Below are 16,858 nucleotides of genomic sequence, written 5' to 3'. Positions count from 1 at the left end.
ATGCGGATCGATGCCCACCAGCACTTCTGGCGGATCGCCGACCGGCAAGGCCAATGGCCTCCGGCAGAGCTTGCCGCAATCCACCGCGACTTCATGCCGGAGGATCTGCAGCCGCTGCTCGCCGAGGCGGATGTCGACGGGACGGTGCTGGTGCAGACGATGGAGAGCGAGGCCGACACGGCGTTCATGCTCGAGCTTGCAGACCGCACACCCTCGATCCTCGGCGTCGTCGGCTGGGCCGACATGAAGGCAGAGGATGCGCCCGATGCGATCGCCGAGCTGGCGCAGCACCCGAAGCTCAAGGGACTTCGGCCGATGCTCCAGGACATCGACGACGACGACTGGATCGACGATCCCGGATTGAAGCCCGCCGTCTCGGCGATGATCGATCACGGCCTGGTCCTCGACGCGCTGGTCCTGCCGCGGCACCTCGGACCGCTCCTCAATTTCGCGCGCCGCTCCACCCGGCTGCCGATCGTCATCGACCATGCCGCCAAGCCGCAGATTTCCGAGGGCCGTTATTCGGACTGGCGCCAGGGAATGGCGGCGCTGGCAGCGCTTCCCAACGTCCATTGCAAGCTCTCCGGTCTCTTGACGGAAGCCGGCGAACAGAAGCCGCAGGCGGTGCGTCCCTACGCGGAAACCGTGCTCGAGCTGTTCGGCCCGGAACGGGTGATCTGGGGCAGCGATTGGCCGGTCCTGCGGCTTGCCGGCGACTACCAGCGCTGGCTGGCGCAATGCCTCGACATCGTGCCGGCCGAACATCACGACGCGGTCTTCGGCAGCAATGCCTTCCGTTTCTACAATCTCGGCGGCCAGCGCCGCAAAACCTTATGACGGGCCTCCTCCCATGCTGACAATCATCTGCGATTCCCCCGGAACCCTCTCCGCCATCGACCGGCCCAAGCCCACCCGCGGGGAAGGCGAAGTGCTGGTCAAGATCAGGCGGGTCGGCGTCTGCGGCACGGACCTCCACATCTTCACGGGCAACCAGCCCTACCTCTCCTATCCACGCGTCATGGGCCACGAGCTCGCAGGCGTGGTCGAGGAGACATCGGCCTCCAGCCATCTGGTGGTCGGCGATACCGTCTCCATCGTCCCCTATATCTCCTGCGGCCACTGCAGCGCCTGCCGCAAGGGCATGACCAACTGCTGCCGCAACATCGGCGTGCTTGGCGTCCACCGCGACGGCGGCATGACCGAATACCTCAGCCTGCCGGAAAAATTCGTGCTGAAGGCGGACGGCCTCAGCCTGGATCAGGCCGCCATGGTGGAATTCCTGGCGATCGGCGCCCACGCCGTTTCCCGGGCAAGGGTCGAAGACGGCCAGAAGGTGCTCGTCGTTGGCGCCGGCCCGATCGGCATGGCGGTGGCCATCTTCGCGCGCCTCAACGGCGGCGAGGTGACATTCCTCGACGGGCGCACCGACCGGCTGGATTTCGCGACCAACTATCTCGACGTCCCGCACACCGTGAAGCTCGGGGACGACGACACGGAGACACTCTCGGAGATCACCGGCGGTGACTTCTTCGACGTGGTGTTCGATGCCACCGGCAACGCGAAAGCCATGGAGCGCGGCTTCGGCTTCGTCGGCCATGGCGGCACCTATGTGCTCGTCTCGATCGTTTCCAGCGAGATCCGCTTTTCCGATCCCGAATTCCACAAGCGCGAAACTTCCCTGCTCGGCAGCCGCAACGCGACTGTGGAGGATTTCGAGCGGGTGATGGAGGCGATGCGCGCCGGTGCGATTCCGGAAGCGCTGATCACGCATCGCATGACGCTTTCGGAGGTTCCGGAGCGGTTTTCCGGGCTGACCGACCCGGCCGCCGGGGTGGTCAAGGCCATCGTCGAAATCTGAGGGAACGGCAATGCAACGCATGGGCATGGTGATCGGCGTCGCGCCGGGCATGGTGGAAGAATACAAGCGGCTGCACGTCGCCGTCTGGCCGGAGATCCTCGACCTGATTTCCCGCTGCAACATCAGGAACTACACGATCTTCCTGCGCGAGCCGGAGAACCTGCTGTTCGGCACCTGGGAGTATCACGGCACGGACTTCGAAGCCGACATGGCGAAGATGGCCGCCGACCCCAAGAACCAGGAGTGGTGGGCGTTCACCATCCCCTGCCAAAAGCCGCTCGAAAGCCGTAAGGAAGGGGAGTGGTGGGCGATGATGGAAGAGGTCTTCCACCACGACTGAACCGCCACGCGAGCCAATTCAAGGCCAGAGCCACATGCAAGGAACGACATGACCAAGATGCTTGAAGGAAAGACCGTTCTCATCACCGCCGCCGGCCAGGGCATCGGCCGCGCCTCGGCGCTCGCCTTTGCCGCCGCCGGCGCGACGGTTCATGCCACCGACATCAACGAGAAGGCGCTCGGCGAACTGCCGCAGCTCGCCAACCTCTCGACCATGAAGCTCGACGTCCTCGACGAGGCGGCGGTGAACGCTGCCGTGGACAAGATCGGCCAGGTCGACATCCTCTTCAACTGCGCCGGTGTCGTGCATGGCGGCTCTATTCTCGAGATGAAGGACAGCGACCTCGACTTCGCCTTCGACCTCAACGTCAAGGCGATGATCCGCACCATCCGCGCGGTGCTGCCCGGCATGCTGGAACGCAAGGACGGCGCGATCATCAACATGTCCTCGGTCGCCTCGAGCATCAAGGGCGTGCCCAACCGCTTCGCCTACGGCACCACCAAGGCCGCAGTGATCGGCCTGACCAAGCATGTCGCCGCCGATTACGTGACGCAGGGCATCCGCTGCAACTGCATCTGCCCCGGCACCGTCGAAAGCCCGTCGCTGCAGGACCGCATGCGCGCCCAGGGCAATTACGACGAGGCCCGCGCCGCCTTCATCGCCCGCCAGCCGATGGGCCGCCTCGGCTCGCCGGAGGAAATCGCCGATCTCGCCGTCTACATCGCCGGCGCCACCTATACCTCAGGCCAAGCCTTCTGCATCGACGGCGGCTGGACCATTTGACCTCTTACGGACCACAGAGATTGCCATGACCCGCATTACCGATCTTCGCGTCTTCGACCTGCGCTTTCCGACCTCGCAAAGCCTCGACGGCTCGGATGCGATGAACCCGGATCCCGACTATTCGGCGGCCTATGTCATCCTCGATACCGACACCGAGGGTCTGAACGGGCACGGGCTGACCTTCACCATCGGCCGCGGCAACGACATCTGCTGCATGGCGATCGAGGCGATGCGGCATCTCGTGGTCGGTCAGGAGCTTGAAAGCTTCCGCCGGAACCCCGGCAAATTCTGGCGGCATCTGACCGGCGACAGCCAGCTGCGCTGGATCGGCCCCGACAAGGGCGCCATGCATCTGGCCACCGGCGCCGTCGTCAACGCCTTCTGGGATCTCCTGGCCAAGCAGCAGGGCAAGCCGGTGTGGCAGCTCGTCGCCGAACTTTCGCCCGACGAGATCGCCGATATCGTCGACTTCCGCTACCTCACCGACGTGCTGACCCGCGACGAGGCGGTTGCGATCCTCAAGAAGGCGGAAACCGGCAAGGCAGAGCGGATCGCGACACTGCAGCGGGAAGGCTATGCCTGCTACACGACGTCGGCCGGCTGGCTCGGCTATCCGGAGGAGAAGCTGCGGCGCCTCTGCCAGGAGGCAGTCGATGCCGGCTTCAACCACGTCAAGATGAAGGTCGGCCGCGATCTCGAGGACGACATTCGCCGGCTCACCATCGCCCGCGAGGTGATCGGTCCCGATCGCTACCTGATGATCGACGCCAACCAGGTCTGGGAGGTCGACCAGGCGATCGACTGGGTCAAGAAACTCTCCTTCGCCAATCCCTTCTTCATTGAGGAGCCGACGAGCCCCGACGATGTCGCCGGCCACCGCAAGATCCGTCAGGCGATCGGCCCGGTGAAGGTTGCCACCGGCGAGATGTGCCAGAACCGCATCATGTTCAAGCAGTTCATCGCCGAGGGCGCGATAGACATCGTGCAGATCGATTCCTGCCGCATGGGCGGGCTGAACGAGGTGCTGGCGGTGCTGCTGATTGCCGCGAAATACGACCTGCCGGTCTGGCCGCATGCCGGCGGCGTCGGCCTGTGCGAATACGTGCAGCACCTGTCGATGATCGATTACGTCGCCGTGTCCGGCACCAAGGAAGGCCGCGTGATCGAATATGTCGACCACCTGCACGAGCACTTCATCGACCCCTGCATCATCAAGGACGCCGCCTACATGCCGCCATCGCGGCCGGGCTTCTCGATTGAAATGAAGCCGGAGTCGATCGCGGAATATACGTTCCGGGGGTGAGTGCCACCGAGGCAGCGCCCCTCATCCGGCTGCCGCCACCTTCTCCCCGCTGGGGGGAGAAGGTGCTCGTGGTTATGGTCCCTTCCCTCTCAACGCCGAGCAAGGCACGTCCCCTCCCCGCAAGCGGGGAGAGAGTTGGGGTGAGGGGCACGACTTGTAGGCCTAGATCCGCCCCGCTTCGATATCCGCCAGCTTGCCATTGACCCGGTCGCGCCAGGCGCGGTTGTCGATCAGCGCCTGCGGGAAGAGGCCCGGCACAGCGAAGAAGGCAGCCGAGGCGTCGTCGCCGGCGGGGACGGCCGCCGCCTTGCGCAATTCCTCGCGGCGGGGATCGTCGATGTCGGGCGTCTGCTTCGCGTAGGCGATCCAGAGCGCCGTCGCCAGCGCCGACGTGTCGGCCTCGTCCCCTGCCTTCAGGGCTTCGACGGTGCCGGCGAAGATGCGCTGCGGCAGCTTCTGGCTGCCGTCCATGGCGATCTGCTTCGTGCGGTGCGCGATGGTCGGGTTCTCGAAGCGCTCGATCAGCTGGTCGATGTAGCGATTGAGGTCGATGCCGGGGACCGGATCGAGCGTCTTCACCGCCGACTTCATGTGCCGACGGGCAAGGTCCCGATACTCCGCCACCGCCATGACGTCGCGGACATATTCCAGTCCCCTTAACTGGCCGAGATAGGCGATCATCGAATGGGCGCCGTTGAGCAGCCGGAGCTTCATCTTTTCGTAGGGCTCGACCTCATCGACGAAGAGCGCGCCGGCGGCCTCCCATGCGGGCCGGTCGGACAGGAAGTGGTCCTCGATGACCCACTGCATGAAGGGCTCGGTTTCCAGCGACAGGGCATCCTCAGCGCCAAGCATCTGTGCCGCCCTGGCACGCCCTTCGTCGGTCGCGGCCGGCACGATGCGGTCGACCATGCTCGACGGGAAGGCGCCGTGCTCGGCGATCCAGCCGGCGAGCGCCGCGTCCCGCGCCTCCGCCATTTCGAGAACGAGCCGGCGGACGACGCGGCCGTTGCTCGGCAGGTTGTCGCAGCAGAGAACCGTGAAGGGCTCCATGCCGGCCTGCTGGCGGCGCGCCAGCCCTTCGACGATATAGCCGATGACGCCCGTGGGCGCGGTCGGATTGGCGAGATCGGCTGCCACCGCCGGATGGTTGCGGTCGAGACCGCCGGTGACGGGATCGAGACCATAGGCCTTTTCCGTGACGGTGATGGTGACGATCTTGATGGCCGGATCGACGAGCAGCGCCAGCAGCTCGTCGCGATCTTCCACGGCCGAAATGCCCCGGATGATCGAGCCGACGACCTGCGCGCTGTCGCCGGCACCGCTGCGGGTGATGACCGAATAGAGCTGGTCCTGCGCACGCAGGTCCCGGACGATGTCGAGCGAGCGCAGGCTGACACCGACGATGCCCCAGTCACCGAAGTTCTGCGACAGCGCCGCCTCGTTGTAGACGGCCTGGTGGGCACGGTGGAAGGCGCCGAGGCCGAAATGGAGGATGCCCGGCTTCAGGGCCTTGCGGTCGTAATCCGGCGTCGCGACCGGATTGGCAAAGCGGGTTGCACCAGAGAGTCTTTCCATCGTCATTCCATTCCGTAGTTCGAGTGTGTCAGCGCGCGTTCGATGCCGCGCAGTTCGGCCAGACCCTTGAGGCGGCCGATCGCCGGATAGCCCGGCTGGGCGCCGCGGGTCAGGTCGTCGAGGATCTCCTGGCCATGGTCGGGGCGCATGGGGATCTCGTGGTCGGAACGGCCTTCCGACCGGCGACGCTTCTCCTCCTTTAGTAGTTCGGCGATGACCGCAACCATGTCGGTGTGACCTTCCAGGTGCTCGTCCTCATAAAAGGAACACGGCGCGCCCTCCTCTTCACGGTGGACGTTGCGCAGGTGCACGAAATGAATGCGCGAGGCAAAGCGCCGGGCGATCGCCGGCAGATCGTTTTCGGCGCGTGCCCCCAGCGACCCGGTGCAGAGGGTCATGCCATTGGCCCGGCTGTCAACGTAGTCGAGCATGTGGGCATAGTCCGCTTCGGTCGAGAGGATACGCGGCAGGCCGAGCAGTGCCCACGGCGGATCGTCCGGATGGGCGCAGATGTTGATGCCCACCGCTTCGGCGACCGGCGTCACCTCGGCAAGGAAGTCGATCAGATGCTGCTGCAGCTTTTCGCGGCTGATGCCATCATAGGTCGCCAGATGATCGCGCAGCTGCGGCAGCGTGTAGCCGTCGGCGGAGCCCGGAAGACCGGCCCCGACGTTCTTTGATAGCGACAGGCGGCGCTCGTCCGGCATCTCGGCGAAACGTTTGGCCGCCTTGTCGCGGATCGCTTCGTCATAGTCTTCCGCTGCCGCGGGACGCTGGAGGAGATGGATATCGAAGGCAACGAAATCGACGAGGTCGAACCGCATGGCACGGGCACCGTGGCGCGTCTCCCAGCGCAGATCGGTGCGGGTCCAGTCGAGCACCGGCATGAAGTTGTAGCAGACGGTGCGGATGCCGGACGCCGAGAGGCGGCGCAGCGTTTCCTGCCAGTTGGCGACATGCTGGCGCCAGTCGCCCGTCTGCGTCTTGATGCTTTCGGAGACCGGGACGCTTTCGACAACATCCCAGACCAGGCCACCGGCCTTGATCTCCTCATGGCGCCGGGCGATCTCGTCGACGGGCCAGACATCACCGGTCGGGATGTGATGGAGCGCGCTGACGATGCCCTTCGCGCCGGCCTGCGCCGCATCCTGTACGCCGACCTTGTCGACCGGGCCGAACCATCGCCACGTATGCCGCATGAAAACTCCTCAGGAGAGAAACGTAAGTTGAACCTTACAGGCTGCGGAACGGTCGCCGGCCTGTTCGAAAGCGGCCACCGCATCGGTGATCGGGAAACTGTGCGAGATGATCGGCCGCACGTCAATTTCCCGCCGGCCGATCAGATCGGCGGCCTCTGCAAACTCCCTGTCGAAGCGCTGCGAGCCGATCCACTGCAGCTCCTTGCCGACCAGGGCATTGAGCGGCACGGTGACATCGCCGGTGACCCCGACCTGGACGATCACGCCACGCGGCCTCACGGTCGCAATCGCGCTGCGGATCGCCGGCGCCGCTGCCGAACATTCGAAGGCGACGTCGAAATAGCCCTTGTCCTCTTCGAAGGCCGCCAATGCCGCGGCGTCCGTCGCGACGTTGATGACGCGCGTTGCCCCCATGTCCACAGCCCGCTGCAGGGCCGCATCCGCCAGGTCGGTGACGACGATCTCCTCTGCACCCGCATGGCGGGTGGCGGCGACCGTCAGCGCCCCGATGGGACCCGCGCCGGTGACGAGCACCCGCTTGCCCTGCAGGTCGCCTGCCCGCGAGACGGCATGGAGGCAGACCGCCAGGGGCTCGGCACAGGCCGCCTCCCCCGCCGTCGCCTCAGGCCCCACCGCAACGCATTGAATTGCCGGCACCACCAGCCAGTCCCGGAACATGCCCTGGGCATGCGGCAGGCGCATGGCACTGCCCATGAACTGCATGTCCAGGCAGTGGATCGCCAGTCCCTCCCGGCAGAAGCGGCAGCTGCCGCAGGGCCGGCTCGGATTGACCGCCACCAGATCGCCGATGGCAAGGCCGGACACGCCGTCTCCCAGCGCCTCCACATGGCCCGAAGCCTCGTGTCCCGGGATGATCGGTTCGCGCACCCGCACGGGGCCGAAACCGCCATCCTGGTAGTAGTGCAGGTCGGAGCCGCAGATGCCGCCCGCGGCCATCTTCAGCAGCACCTCGCCCGCCTGGGGAGAGGGCACGGGCGCGTCTTCGACCTTCAGGTCGCGTTGGCCGTAGAGACGAGCGAACCGCGTCTGCATCGTCTGCCCTCCCTTATCGCAACAGCCCGAGTTGCGTCGGCAGCCACAGCGTGATGGCGGGAATGAAGGTGATCAGCAGCAGAGCGGCGAAGAGCGGGATCATCCAGGGCAGGATCGCCAGCGTCGTTCGTTCGACCGAGAGCTTCGATATGCGCGACAGCACGAAGAGAACCATGCCCACCGGCGGCGTCAGGAGACCGATCATCAGGTTCAGCGTGAAGATCACCCCCATGTGGACCGGATCGATGCCGTAGCGGGCCGCGATCGGCATCAGGATCGGCACCAGGATGCTGATCGCCGCGATCGTATCGAGGAAGGCGCCGACAATCAGCAGCAGGATGTTGACGATGATCAGGAAGGTCCACCAGTTGTCCGTCAGCGAGAACATGAAGTCGGAGAACAGCTGGGCCGCCTGGCTGACCGTCAGCAGCCATGCAAAGATCGAGGCCGTGGTGACGATGAAGAGCACCGAGGCGGTCGTCTCGATGGTGTCGAAGCTTGCCTTGGCGAGCGTGCGCAGGGTCATGGTGCGGTAGCGCACCAGGCCGAGGAAGAGCGACCAGATGACGGCGGCAACGGCTGCTTCCGTCGGCGTGAACCAGCCCATGGTCATGCCGCCGATCAGCAGCACCGGGGTCATCAGCGCCATGACGGCGGAGAAATCGAAGTACCAATCCAGGGCGATCAGCACGACCAGCGCGATCAGGACGGCGATGTTGATCGACAGGCCCGCGAGGATCAGCAGATAGACCGCGGCCGGGAAGCAGAGAACGATGCCGACCTCGAGCGAGGCAGCGGCCAGCCTCTTCAGTTCGAACGGCGTGTCCGACCCCCAGCCCTTGCGGCGGGCGAAGATGTAGACGGTCAGCATCATCAGCACCGTCATGACGATGCCGGGCAGGATGCCAGCCATGAACAGGGCGCCGATCGAGACATTGGCCATCATGCCGTAGATGACGAAGGGCAGCGAGGGCGGGAAGATCGGCCCGAGCGTGGCCGAAGCAGCCGTGACGCCGACCGCGGCCTCGACCGGATAGCCGTGATCCTTCATCGCCTTGATCTCGATGGTGCCAATGCCAGCGGCATCCGCGAGCGCCGTGCCGGACATGCCGGAGAAGACGACCGAGCCGATGATGTTGACCTGGGCCAGGCCGCCCTTCATCCAGCCGACCAGCGACAGCGCGAAATGGTAGATGCGACCCGTGACGCCGGCGATGTTCATCAGGTTGCCGACGAGGATGAAGAAGGGCACGGCGATCAGCGGAAAGCTTTCGACGCCGGCAATCATCCGCTGGGCAGCGATGATGTCGGGCGCAACGCCGTAGAGAACCAGATACAGCAGGGACGAAACGCCGAGCGAGACCGCGATCGGTACGCCGACGATCATGAGAAGCAGGAAGGATCCTATGAGAAGCAGCACTGGTCAGACCCCCTGAATGCCGGTTTCGCTCGCGGTTTCGCGAACTGTCTTTTCGTTGATCAAGTCCTTGATGAAGTTCTGAACCGAGCGCGCCAGCATCAGCGCGAAGGCGGCCAGAACCGTATAGAAGACGTAGCCGCGCGGCAGGTTGACGGTCACCATGCGCTCGTTGCCGACGATGGCCACATATCGCCACATCAGCCAGGTGGTATAGGCGAAGAAGCCGATGACGATCACGTCGACGATGAGCTCCATGGCGCGGCTGGCCCTGTGCGGCAGGAGCCGGTGGAGAAGGTCGACCGCGATATGCCGCGCCATGCGCACGCACATCACCGATCCCAGAAAGACAATGATCACCAGGCAGTTGGCGGCGATTTCCTCTGTCCATGCAAGGCTGTTGTTCAAGGCATAGCGGGTGAAGAACTGCAGGAAGACGCAGATGGCCATGACCCAGAAGATCGCCAGGTTCAGCCAGTCCTCGACCGCATAGGGAGAAAGATTGACCGGGCCCGTGTTGCCCTCGAAGGCGTGCGCCATTTCTTCGACGCTGACAGGAGCGTGCTTGTGTTCGTTCATCGGAAAACTCCGCCAATCTCAGACAAGGAGCGGGCGCCCGGCAACTGCTACCGGGCGCCCAGTGGCATGGTTACTTCACGGCGCGGATGGCTTCCCAATCGGCCTTGTCGTAGCCGAATTCCTCGAAGGTGACCTTTTCCATGACGGTCTTTTCGAAGTCGGACTTGTCCACTTCGGTGACGGTGATGCCGTCGGCCTTGAACTTACCGACCAGCGCTGCCTCGCGCTCTTCGATGATCTTGGTGCTGCGCTCGGCGGCTTCCTGCATGACTTCGGTGAAGATCTGCTTGTCTTCATCCGACAGCTTCGACCACAGGGTCGGCGACACGACCGTGTTCAGGTGGTCGACGATGTGGCCCGTCAGCACGATGTGCTTCTGCACCTCGTAGAACTTCTTGGCCTCGATGGTCGTCAGCGGGTTTTCCTGTGCCTCGACAGTGCCGTTCTGCAGCGCAAGGTAGACTTCGGCGAAGGCGATCGGGGTGGTGTTGGCACCGCATGCGCGCGGCATGGCAAGGTATGCGGGAACATCCGGAACGCGGATCTTCAGGCCCTGCATGTCAGCGCATTTCTCGATGGGCCGGTTCGCCGTGGTGTGGCGCGTGCCGTAGTAGGTGACGGCGGTGATGTGGTTGCCGCCGGACGCTTCCTCGTAACCCTGGGAGAGCTTCTTGAACACGTCGCTCTTGGTGTAGGCGATCAGATGGCTAGGATCGCGGAAGATGTAGGGGAAGTAGGTGACGCCGATCGGCGCATACTCGCGGGACGCAAAGCTGGAGCCCGAGATGATGATGTCGACGGTGCCGAGCTTCAGGCCCTGGTTGATGTCGGCTTCCTTGCCGAGCTGCGAGGCCGGGAAGACGTCGACCGTGTAGCGGCCGTCGGTGCGCTTGGCGATCTCTTCCGCCGCCCAGACCGATTCCGTGTGGAACGGCTCGGATGTTTCATACACATGGGCCCACTTGAGCGCGGTTTGCGCCTGGGCCGCCAGGGCCGAGGCCAGGACCGCCGCGGTGGCGCCTAGAATGGTGGTGAGCTTGAACTTCATCGTTTTTCCTCCCGGTTGAAGTCTGTAGGGTCTGCTACTGTCCGCCGGCATGTCTCCATGCGGCAGGGATGACGCCGTCAGTCGGTTCCTCCTCGAAACTTTCCGACAGGCGAAGCTGGGATTGGTCCAGATGGGCGCGCATGGCGGCGCGGGCGCCCACCGGGCTGCCGGCTGCAATGGCATCGCGAATTGCCCGATGCTCCTCCATCGCCGCACGCCATGTGGCAGGATTTTCGAAGTAGCTCGCGAGCTTTTCGAAGTAGGGCGTCATGCGCAGGTCGTGAATGCTGCCGACGAAGCGGTTCAACGTGCCGTTGTCGATGATGGCGGCGACTGCGATGTGGAAGTCCCGATCGAGCGCCAGCGCCATGGGGCGATCCTCGAGGCTCACTTCCATGCGCGAGAGAATATTGTCCAGAACGGCAATCTGGTCAGGCCGGACCACCCGGGCCGCCTCCTCCGCAATCGCACATTCGACGATGGCGCGGGCCCGCAGGAGTTCGAAGGGACCCTCGAGCTCATCCATCGCAACGGGTTCGGCAGCGGCCGGTTTTTGCGAGATGATGTAGACGCCGGAGCCCATGCGGATCTGGACGCGCCCTTCGACCTCTAGAACAATCAAGGCTTCGCGGACGGTGGGGCGGGATACGGCCAGCAGCTCGGCAAGCTCGCGCTCGGCCGGAAGCCGTGAACCATCCGGGAATACCCCCCTGTCGATGAGACTGCGCATCTGATCCGCGACCTGATGATACAGGCGGCGTGATTCCACGACCGAAAACATGACCCCTCCCGAACGCGCCCTCCACGACGCGTATTGGTAAGCTGGCCTTACCAATACCGAAAGTCATACATTGATGTCTGACAACCTGTCAATGGTATGCTTAGGACATCCCGGTGGCAAGCCGGAAGCGGGATCGCCGCCAAGGGCGCGGCGATGGCGGGAGCACCTGCCGTTACCCGGAAGGCGCTCCCCTTTTTTCAGATGCGCGGCGGCGCGATCCCGGCTTCGCCCTCACCCTCGGTGCGGCTGGAGAACCAGTTCGCCAGCAAGGCGCCGGAGATATTGTGCCAGACGCTGAAGATGGCACTCGGCACGGCGGCGACCGGCGAAAAATAGGCGTTGGCGAGAGCCGCGCCCAGGCCGCTGTTCTGCATGCCGACCTCGATGGCGATCGCCTTGCGCCTGGCCAGCGACAGGCCGAACGCCTTGGCGGCGAAGAAGCCGATCAAGTATCCCAGTCCGTTGTGAAGGACGACGACGGCGAAGATCAGCAGGCCCGATTGGGCGATCGCCCCCTTGCTGGCACCAACGACGGCGGCAACGATGAGTACGATGCCGGTGACGCTGACCAGTGGCAGCACGGGCAGCGCACCGCGAACCAGGCCTGGAGCCAGCTTCTGCAGCGCGAAGCCGAGCGCCAGCGGCACCAGCACGACCTTGACGATGCTGATGAACATCGCCATCGCGTCGACCGGCAGATACTGGCTGGCAAACATCCAGACCAGGAAGGGCGTGACGATCGGCGCAGCCAGCGTCGTCACCGAGGTGCAGGCGACCGACAGGGCGACGTCACCCTTGCTGAGGTAGGTCATGACGTTCGACGACGTGCCGCCGGGGCAGCAGCCGACCAGGATAACGCCTGCCGCGACTTCCGGCGACATCGGGATGATCCGGGTCAGGAGAACCGCGAGCAGCGGCATGATCAGGAACTGCGACACGACGCCGATGCCGACTTCCATCGGCCGCTTCACCACCTCGCGGAAGTCGTCGAGGGAAATGGTCAGACCCATTCCGAACATGATGATCGCCAGCAGGGTGACGATCCAGGGCGCCAGCTGCCGGAAGGTTTCCGGAAAGAAGAAGCCGGCCAGTGCAAACAGGATGACCCACAGGGCAAAGGTCTTGCCGACAAAGGCGGAGAAGGATGCAAGAGATTTCACGGTCAGTCCTCGACTTGGTAATTTGCTGTCGTCCCCCTGCATGCCGCCGCCTGACGCTGTCAAGGCCATCTCCGCGCCTCTCCGTCCTCCGCAGGCCACACGCCTCCCGCCTCCGAAAATTATTCAACCATCTGGTTGACTATTTTTTCAATCTAACCGATATTCAACCCCATGGTTGAATTACACGCACCCCAGCTCGACACTGTCTTCCACGCCCTCGGCGACGCCACGCGCCGCAGCATGCTGCGAGAGCTTTCCGACGGCGAGAGAACCGTGAGCCAGCTCGCCGAGCCGTTTTCGATCTCGCTTGCCGCCGCTTCCAAGCACATCAAGGCGCTGGAGCATGCGGGGCTGATCCGCCGCGAGGTGCGCGGACGCACCCATATCTGCCGCCTCGATCCCGGGCCGCTCGCCGCCGCCCAGGAATGGCTGAACTTCTACGAGCGCTTCTGGAACAGCCGCCTCGACGTGCTCGATCGCATCCTCCGGGAGGAGGACCAAGGCAAACCCGCCCCCTGACAGCCCATGACAACACAGGAGAAAGCACATGAACGATACCGCCACCCTCGACACCAATACCGCCCGTCTCGACGCCTATGGCGTTCTCATCGAACCGGCCACGCTGAAAATCGAACGGCTGCTGCCGGGTCCTGTCGAGCGCATCTGGGCCTATCTCACGCAAAGCGAACTCCGTCGCCTCTGGCTGGCCTCGGGAGACATGCCGATGAAGGCGGGCGCGGCCTTCGAGCTCGTCTGGCGCAACGAGGAGCTGTCCGATCCGCCGGGCAAGCGGCCGGAGGGCTTTCCGGAAGAACAGCGCATGGAGAGCCATGTCATCGAAGCCGAGCCGCCGCATCGTCTCACCTTCGCCTGGCGCCAGGGCGAGGTCTCCTTCCAGCTGACGCCGAAGGGAGACCAGGTGCTGCTCACCATCATCCACCGGCGCATCTCGGACCGGGCGAACACGGTGATGATCGGCGCCGGCTGGCACATGCACCTCAACATCCTCGCCGCACGGCTTTCCAACAGGAAGCCGGAGACGTTCTGGGACGGCTGGTCACGCCTTCGCGACGACTACGACCGGCGCCTTCCGGCCTGACCTTCGCGATCACACGTATCCGACGATGTCACGCCCGCGCTCGCCTTTCGCGGGCGTGACCTCCTTGCACCGATCCGCTAGTCTCCGCCTCCCGCAACCTCCGGAGGTCTTCATGCTACGCGGCATAGCAGCACTGCTGTTCTTCCAGCTTCTCGGCGAAAGCCTCGTCTTCCTCACCAAGCTTCCGGTGCCGGGCCCGGTCGTGGGGCTGGTTCTTCTCTTTGCCGCGCTGCAGCTTGCCAGAGGACGCGGGCGGGACTCGGCGCCCGCCATCGAAGCGGCGGCAGGCGCCCTGCTCGGCAATCTCGGACTTTTCTTCGTACCGGCCGGCGTCGGCGTGGTGGCGCTCTGGGGCGTCGTGCAGTCGGAGGGCGCGGCGATCGCGATCGTGCTGGTGATCTCCGCCGTCCTCACCCTCGCCGTCACGGTCTGGACCTTCCTCGCGGTGCGTCGACTGCTGGGCCGGAAGGCGGGCGAGGCATGAGGAGCCCCGTCGATCTCTGGGTCTATCTCTCCACCTCGCCGCTGATCTGGCTGACGCTGACGCTCTGCACCTGGATCGGCGCCTCGGAAATCTCGCGGCGGCTTGACCGCAATCCGCTCGCCAATCCGGTGCTGACCTCGATCCTGTTCCTGTCGCTGGTGATGACGATCTTCGACATTCCCTATGAGCGGTTTTTCGAAGGGGCTCAGTTCGTGCACTTCCTGCTCGGCCCTGCGACGGTTGCCATCGCCGTCCCTCTGTTCCGGCAGTGGGCGCGGGTGAAGCGACTGCTGCTGCCGATTGCGGCGGCGCTGATGGTCGGCTCGCTGATGGCCGTCCTCTCCGTCGTCGCGCTGGGCTCTCTGCTCGGGCTGTCGGACGAGGTGATGATCTCCTTCCTGCCGAAGTCGGCAACCGCGGGCGTCGCCATGGCGATCTCCGCCTCGCTCGGCGGCAATCCGTCGCTGACGGCGGTCCTGGTCATCCTCACGGGCATCATCGGCGCCCTGATCGTCACGCCGTTCATGAACCTGATGCAGATCCGCGACTATGCCGCCCGCGGCTTTGCCGTCGGCCTCACATCGCATGGTATCGGAACGGCCCGCGCCTATGAGGTGGACGAGACGGCGGGGCTGTTTGCCGGCATCGCCATGGCGCTCAATGCGGTGGCGACCGCCGCGGTGGTGCCGATCGCCGCCGCCTGGCTGATCCGCTGAGATCGCACCCGGCCTAGTCCGCGTCGTCCACGGGCCGGCGGCGCGTCAGTTCGACCGGCGTCTTCATGATGATCTCGCGATGCGGGAACGGGATCGAAATGCCCGCCGCCTTGAAGGCATCCCAGAGCGCCAGCAGCACCTGGCCGCGGATATTGGTGAGGCCGTTGGCGGGGTCGGAGATCCAGAACCGCAGCTTGAAGTCGAGGGAGGATTCGCCAAAGCCGGTCAGCCAGCAGACCGGCGCCTTGTAGGCGTTGGCGACGCGCGGCACGGCGGCGGCCGTTTCCAGCGCAATGCGGATCACCTCATGCGGATCGTCCTCGTAGGAGGTGCCGAAGTCCACATCGATGCGGACGAAATCGCTCGAGAACGACCAGTTGACCACCTGCTGCGAGATGAAGTCCTCGTTCGGGATGAGATATTCCTTGCCCTCCCGGGTGATGACCGAGACGAAGCGCGAGCGCAGGTCCCTTATCGATCCGAAGGTATGGCCAAGCGTGATGGTGTCGCCGGGCTTGATGGACTTGTCGAGCAGGATGATGATGCCGGAAATGAAGTTCGACACCACCTTCTGCAGCCCGAAGCCGATGCCGACGCCGACGGCACCCGAAAAAACGGTCAGCGCGGTGAGGTCGATACCGGTCGCCGACAGGGCAATGGCGCCCGCCACCGTCATGAGCCCGATCTTGACGAGCTTGCTGATCAGGACCTTGAACGACGGGGAAAGATCTGCAGACCGCTGGATCCAGTGCGCCAGCACATTGCCGGTCAAGGCGGCAAGCCAGATGAGCGCAACGGTGAAGAAGATTGCCTTCAGGATGACGAGAAGCGAGAGCCGCAGCGAACCCACCGTCAGCGCGGCCTGATCCAGTGCCGAAAACAGCGGCTCGTCGAGACCCAGGACGTGAATGGCAACATAGCCCCAACTGGCGAAGGCAACGAGACGCGACAGCGTCGGGTTGCGGATAATCTTGGTCAGCACCGAGATCACGAACCAGGCCGCGACCAGCGTCAGCGCCGTCGCCAGGATCCAGCTCTGTGACGGCCAGGTATAGCGGGCGATGATCACCGTGGAGAGCCACAGCCACGCGACCAGATAAAGCCATTTCAGCCGGCGCATGAAGGCAATGATGACGCGCAGCAGATCGGGGTTGCCCTTGATCCGGCGCGCCCGGGCCTCGACGAGCGGTTCCGTGCGGAAGCCCAGCAGCACGGACACGATGACGCCGACCCCAATGATGGCGGCCTGATAGAGTGTCCATTCGTTCAGAACGAAGGTTCTGAACCAGACTTCCAGATCGCGGACTAGCGTCGTGAACTCCACGGCAAGGTCCTTTCCCGACAATGGGCCTTCAACCCCCGGCCTGCGGTTTTGTTCATCCGAAACGGCTCGCGGAGCATGTGATCGCAGCCCACCAGCTGAAGAAGCGACTGCACGGAGACACGATCCGCGCCGGATC

18 protein-coding genes are annotated in these 16,858 nt (G+C 64.5%); 9 read left to right on the top strand and 9 right to left on the bottom strand.

The genetic code is table 11. The features are described from left to right. The 5 genes from EO99_RS0115415 to EO99_RS0115395 are packed head-to-tail and all read left to right on the top strand — an operon-like array spanning position 1 to position 4,284. Positions 1-837: an amidohydrolase family protein gene (locus EO99_RS0115415; protein WP_029619522.1), complete on the top strand. Its 837-nt coding sequence runs from the start codon at positions 1-3 to the stop codon at positions 835-837. Positions 838-850: 13 nt separating this feature from the next. Continuing rightward, positions 851-1,858: a zinc-binding alcohol dehydrogenase family protein gene (locus tag EO99_RS0115410; RefSeq protein ID WP_029619521.1), complete on the top strand. Its 1,008-nt coding sequence runs from the start codon at positions 851-853 to the stop codon at positions 1,856-1,858. Positions 1,859-1,868: 10 nt separating this feature from the next. Then, positions 1,869-2,198 carry an L-rhamnose mutarotase gene (locus EO99_RS0115405; RefSeq protein ID WP_029619520.1) on the top strand — a complete coding sequence of 110 codons (330 nt, stop codon included), beginning with the start codon at positions 1,869-1,871 and terminating at the stop codon, positions 2,196-2,198. A 48-nt stretch (positions 2,199-2,246) separates the two neighbouring features. Further along, positions 2,247-2,981: an SDR family oxidoreductase gene (locus EO99_RS0115400; protein ID WP_029619519.1), complete on the top strand. Its 735-nt coding sequence runs from the start codon at positions 2,247-2,249 to the stop codon at positions 2,979-2,981. Positions 2,982-3,006: 25 nt separating this feature from the next. Next, positions 3,007-4,284, top strand: coding sequence for an L-fuconate dehydratase (locus EO99_RS0115395; protein ID WP_029619518.1), 1,278 nt, complete (start codon positions 3,007-3,009; stop codon positions 4,282-4,284). Positions 4,285-4,446: 162 nt separating this feature from the next. Here the strand turns inward: EO99_RS0115395 and EO99_RS0115390 are convergent, their stop codons facing one another. The 8 genes from EO99_RS0115390 to EO99_RS0115355 form a co-directional block, all read right to left on the bottom strand. Further along, entirely contained in the window at positions 4,447-5,862 is a 1,416-nt protein-coding gene (locus EO99_RS0115390; protein WP_156034833.1) for a mannitol dehydrogenase family protein, read from the bottom strand. Positions 5,863-5,864: 2 nt separating this feature from the next. Continuing rightward, positions 5,865-7,061 carry a mannonate dehydratase gene (gene uxuA / locus EO99_RS0115385; protein WP_029619516.1) on the bottom strand — a complete coding sequence of 399 codons (1,197 nt, stop codon included), beginning with the start codon at positions 7,059-7,061 and terminating at the stop codon, positions 5,865-5,867. 9 nt (positions 7,062-7,070) lie between these two features. After that, positions 7,071-8,114 (bottom strand): L-idonate 5-dehydrogenase, encoded by a 1,044-nt coding sequence (locus EO99_RS0115380; RefSeq protein WP_029619515.1) that lies wholly within the window; start codon positions 8,112-8,114, stop codon positions 7,071-7,073. A gap of 13 nt (positions 8,115-8,127) precedes the next feature. After that, complete coding sequence (locus EO99_RS0115375; protein WP_029619514.1) at positions 8,128-9,534, bottom strand: TRAP transporter large permease; 1,407 nt, start codon at positions 9,532-9,534, stop codon at positions 8,128-8,130. 3 nt (positions 9,535-9,537) lie between these two features. Then, the gene (locus EO99_RS0115370) at positions 9,538-10,110 is read right to left on the bottom strand and encodes a TRAP transporter small permease (RefSeq protein WP_029619513.1); all 573 of its coding nucleotides are present in this window, start codon (positions 10,108-10,110) and stop codon (positions 9,538-9,540) included. A gap of 70 nt (positions 10,111-10,180) precedes the next feature. Next, the gene (locus EO99_RS0115365; protein WP_029619512.1) at positions 10,181-11,158 is read right to left on the bottom strand and encodes a sialic acid TRAP transporter substrate-binding protein SiaP; all 978 of its coding nucleotides are present in this window, start codon (positions 11,156-11,158) and stop codon (positions 10,181-10,183) included. Between the two features lie 34 nt (positions 11,159-11,192). Continuing rightward, on the bottom strand, positions 11,193-11,939 hold the full coding sequence (locus EO99_RS0115360; RefSeq protein WP_029619511.1) for a FadR/GntR family transcriptional regulator: 747 nt from the start codon (positions 11,937-11,939) through the stop codon (positions 11,193-11,195). Between the two features lie 197 nt (positions 11,940-12,136). After that, positions 12,137-13,099 carry a bile acid:sodium symporter family protein gene (locus EO99_RS0115355; RefSeq protein WP_029619510.1) on the bottom strand — a complete coding sequence of 321 codons (963 nt, stop codon included), beginning with the start codon at positions 13,097-13,099 and terminating at the stop codon, positions 12,137-12,139. 171 nt (positions 13,100-13,270) lie between these two features. Between EO99_RS0115355 and EO99_RS0115350 the strand changes: the two genes are divergently transcribed. The 4 genes from EO99_RS0115350 (at position 13,271) to EO99_RS0115335 (ending at position 15,398) form a co-directional block, all read left to right on the top strand. Beyond that, on the top strand, positions 13,271-13,618 hold the full coding sequence (locus EO99_RS0115350; protein ID WP_029619509.1) for an ArsR/SmtB family transcription factor: 348 nt from the start codon (positions 13,271-13,273) through the stop codon (positions 13,616-13,618). A gap of 28 nt (positions 13,619-13,646) precedes the next feature. Beyond that, positions 13,647-14,198 carry an SRPBCC family protein gene (locus EO99_RS0115345; RefSeq protein WP_029619508.1) on the top strand — a complete coding sequence of 184 codons (552 nt, stop codon included), beginning with the start codon at positions 13,647-13,649 and terminating at the stop codon, positions 14,196-14,198. Between the two features lie 112 nt (positions 14,199-14,310). Continuing rightward, positions 14,311-14,682: a CidA/LrgA family protein gene (locus EO99_RS0115340; RefSeq protein ID WP_029619507.1), complete on the top strand. Its 372-nt coding sequence runs from the start codon at positions 14,311-14,313 to the stop codon at positions 14,680-14,682. Beyond that, entirely contained in the window at positions 14,679-15,398 is a 720-nt protein-coding gene (locus tag EO99_RS0115335) for an LrgB family protein (protein WP_029619506.1), read from the top strand. Before EO99_RS0115340 ends, EO99_RS0115335 begins: the two co-directional genes overlap by 4 nt. A 13-nt stretch (positions 15,399-15,411) precedes the next feature. On the opposite strand, the gene EO99_RS0115330 is transcribed toward EO99_RS0115335, so the two are convergent. After that, entirely contained in the window at positions 15,412-16,722 is a 1,311-nt protein-coding gene (locus EO99_RS0115330) for a mechanosensitive ion channel family protein (RefSeq protein ID WP_029619505.1), read from the bottom strand. Positions 16,723-16,858: the final 136 nt, after the last annotated feature.

The organism is Pseudorhizobium marinum (genome assembly GCF_000705355.1).
GTDB classification, from domain to species: domain Bacteria; phylum Pseudomonadota; class Alphaproteobacteria; order Rhizobiales; family Rhizobiaceae; genus Neorhizobium; species Neorhizobium pelagicum.
Note: the sequence above shows the minus strand (reverse complement) of the source record. Positions and strands in the feature narration are given on the sequence as shown.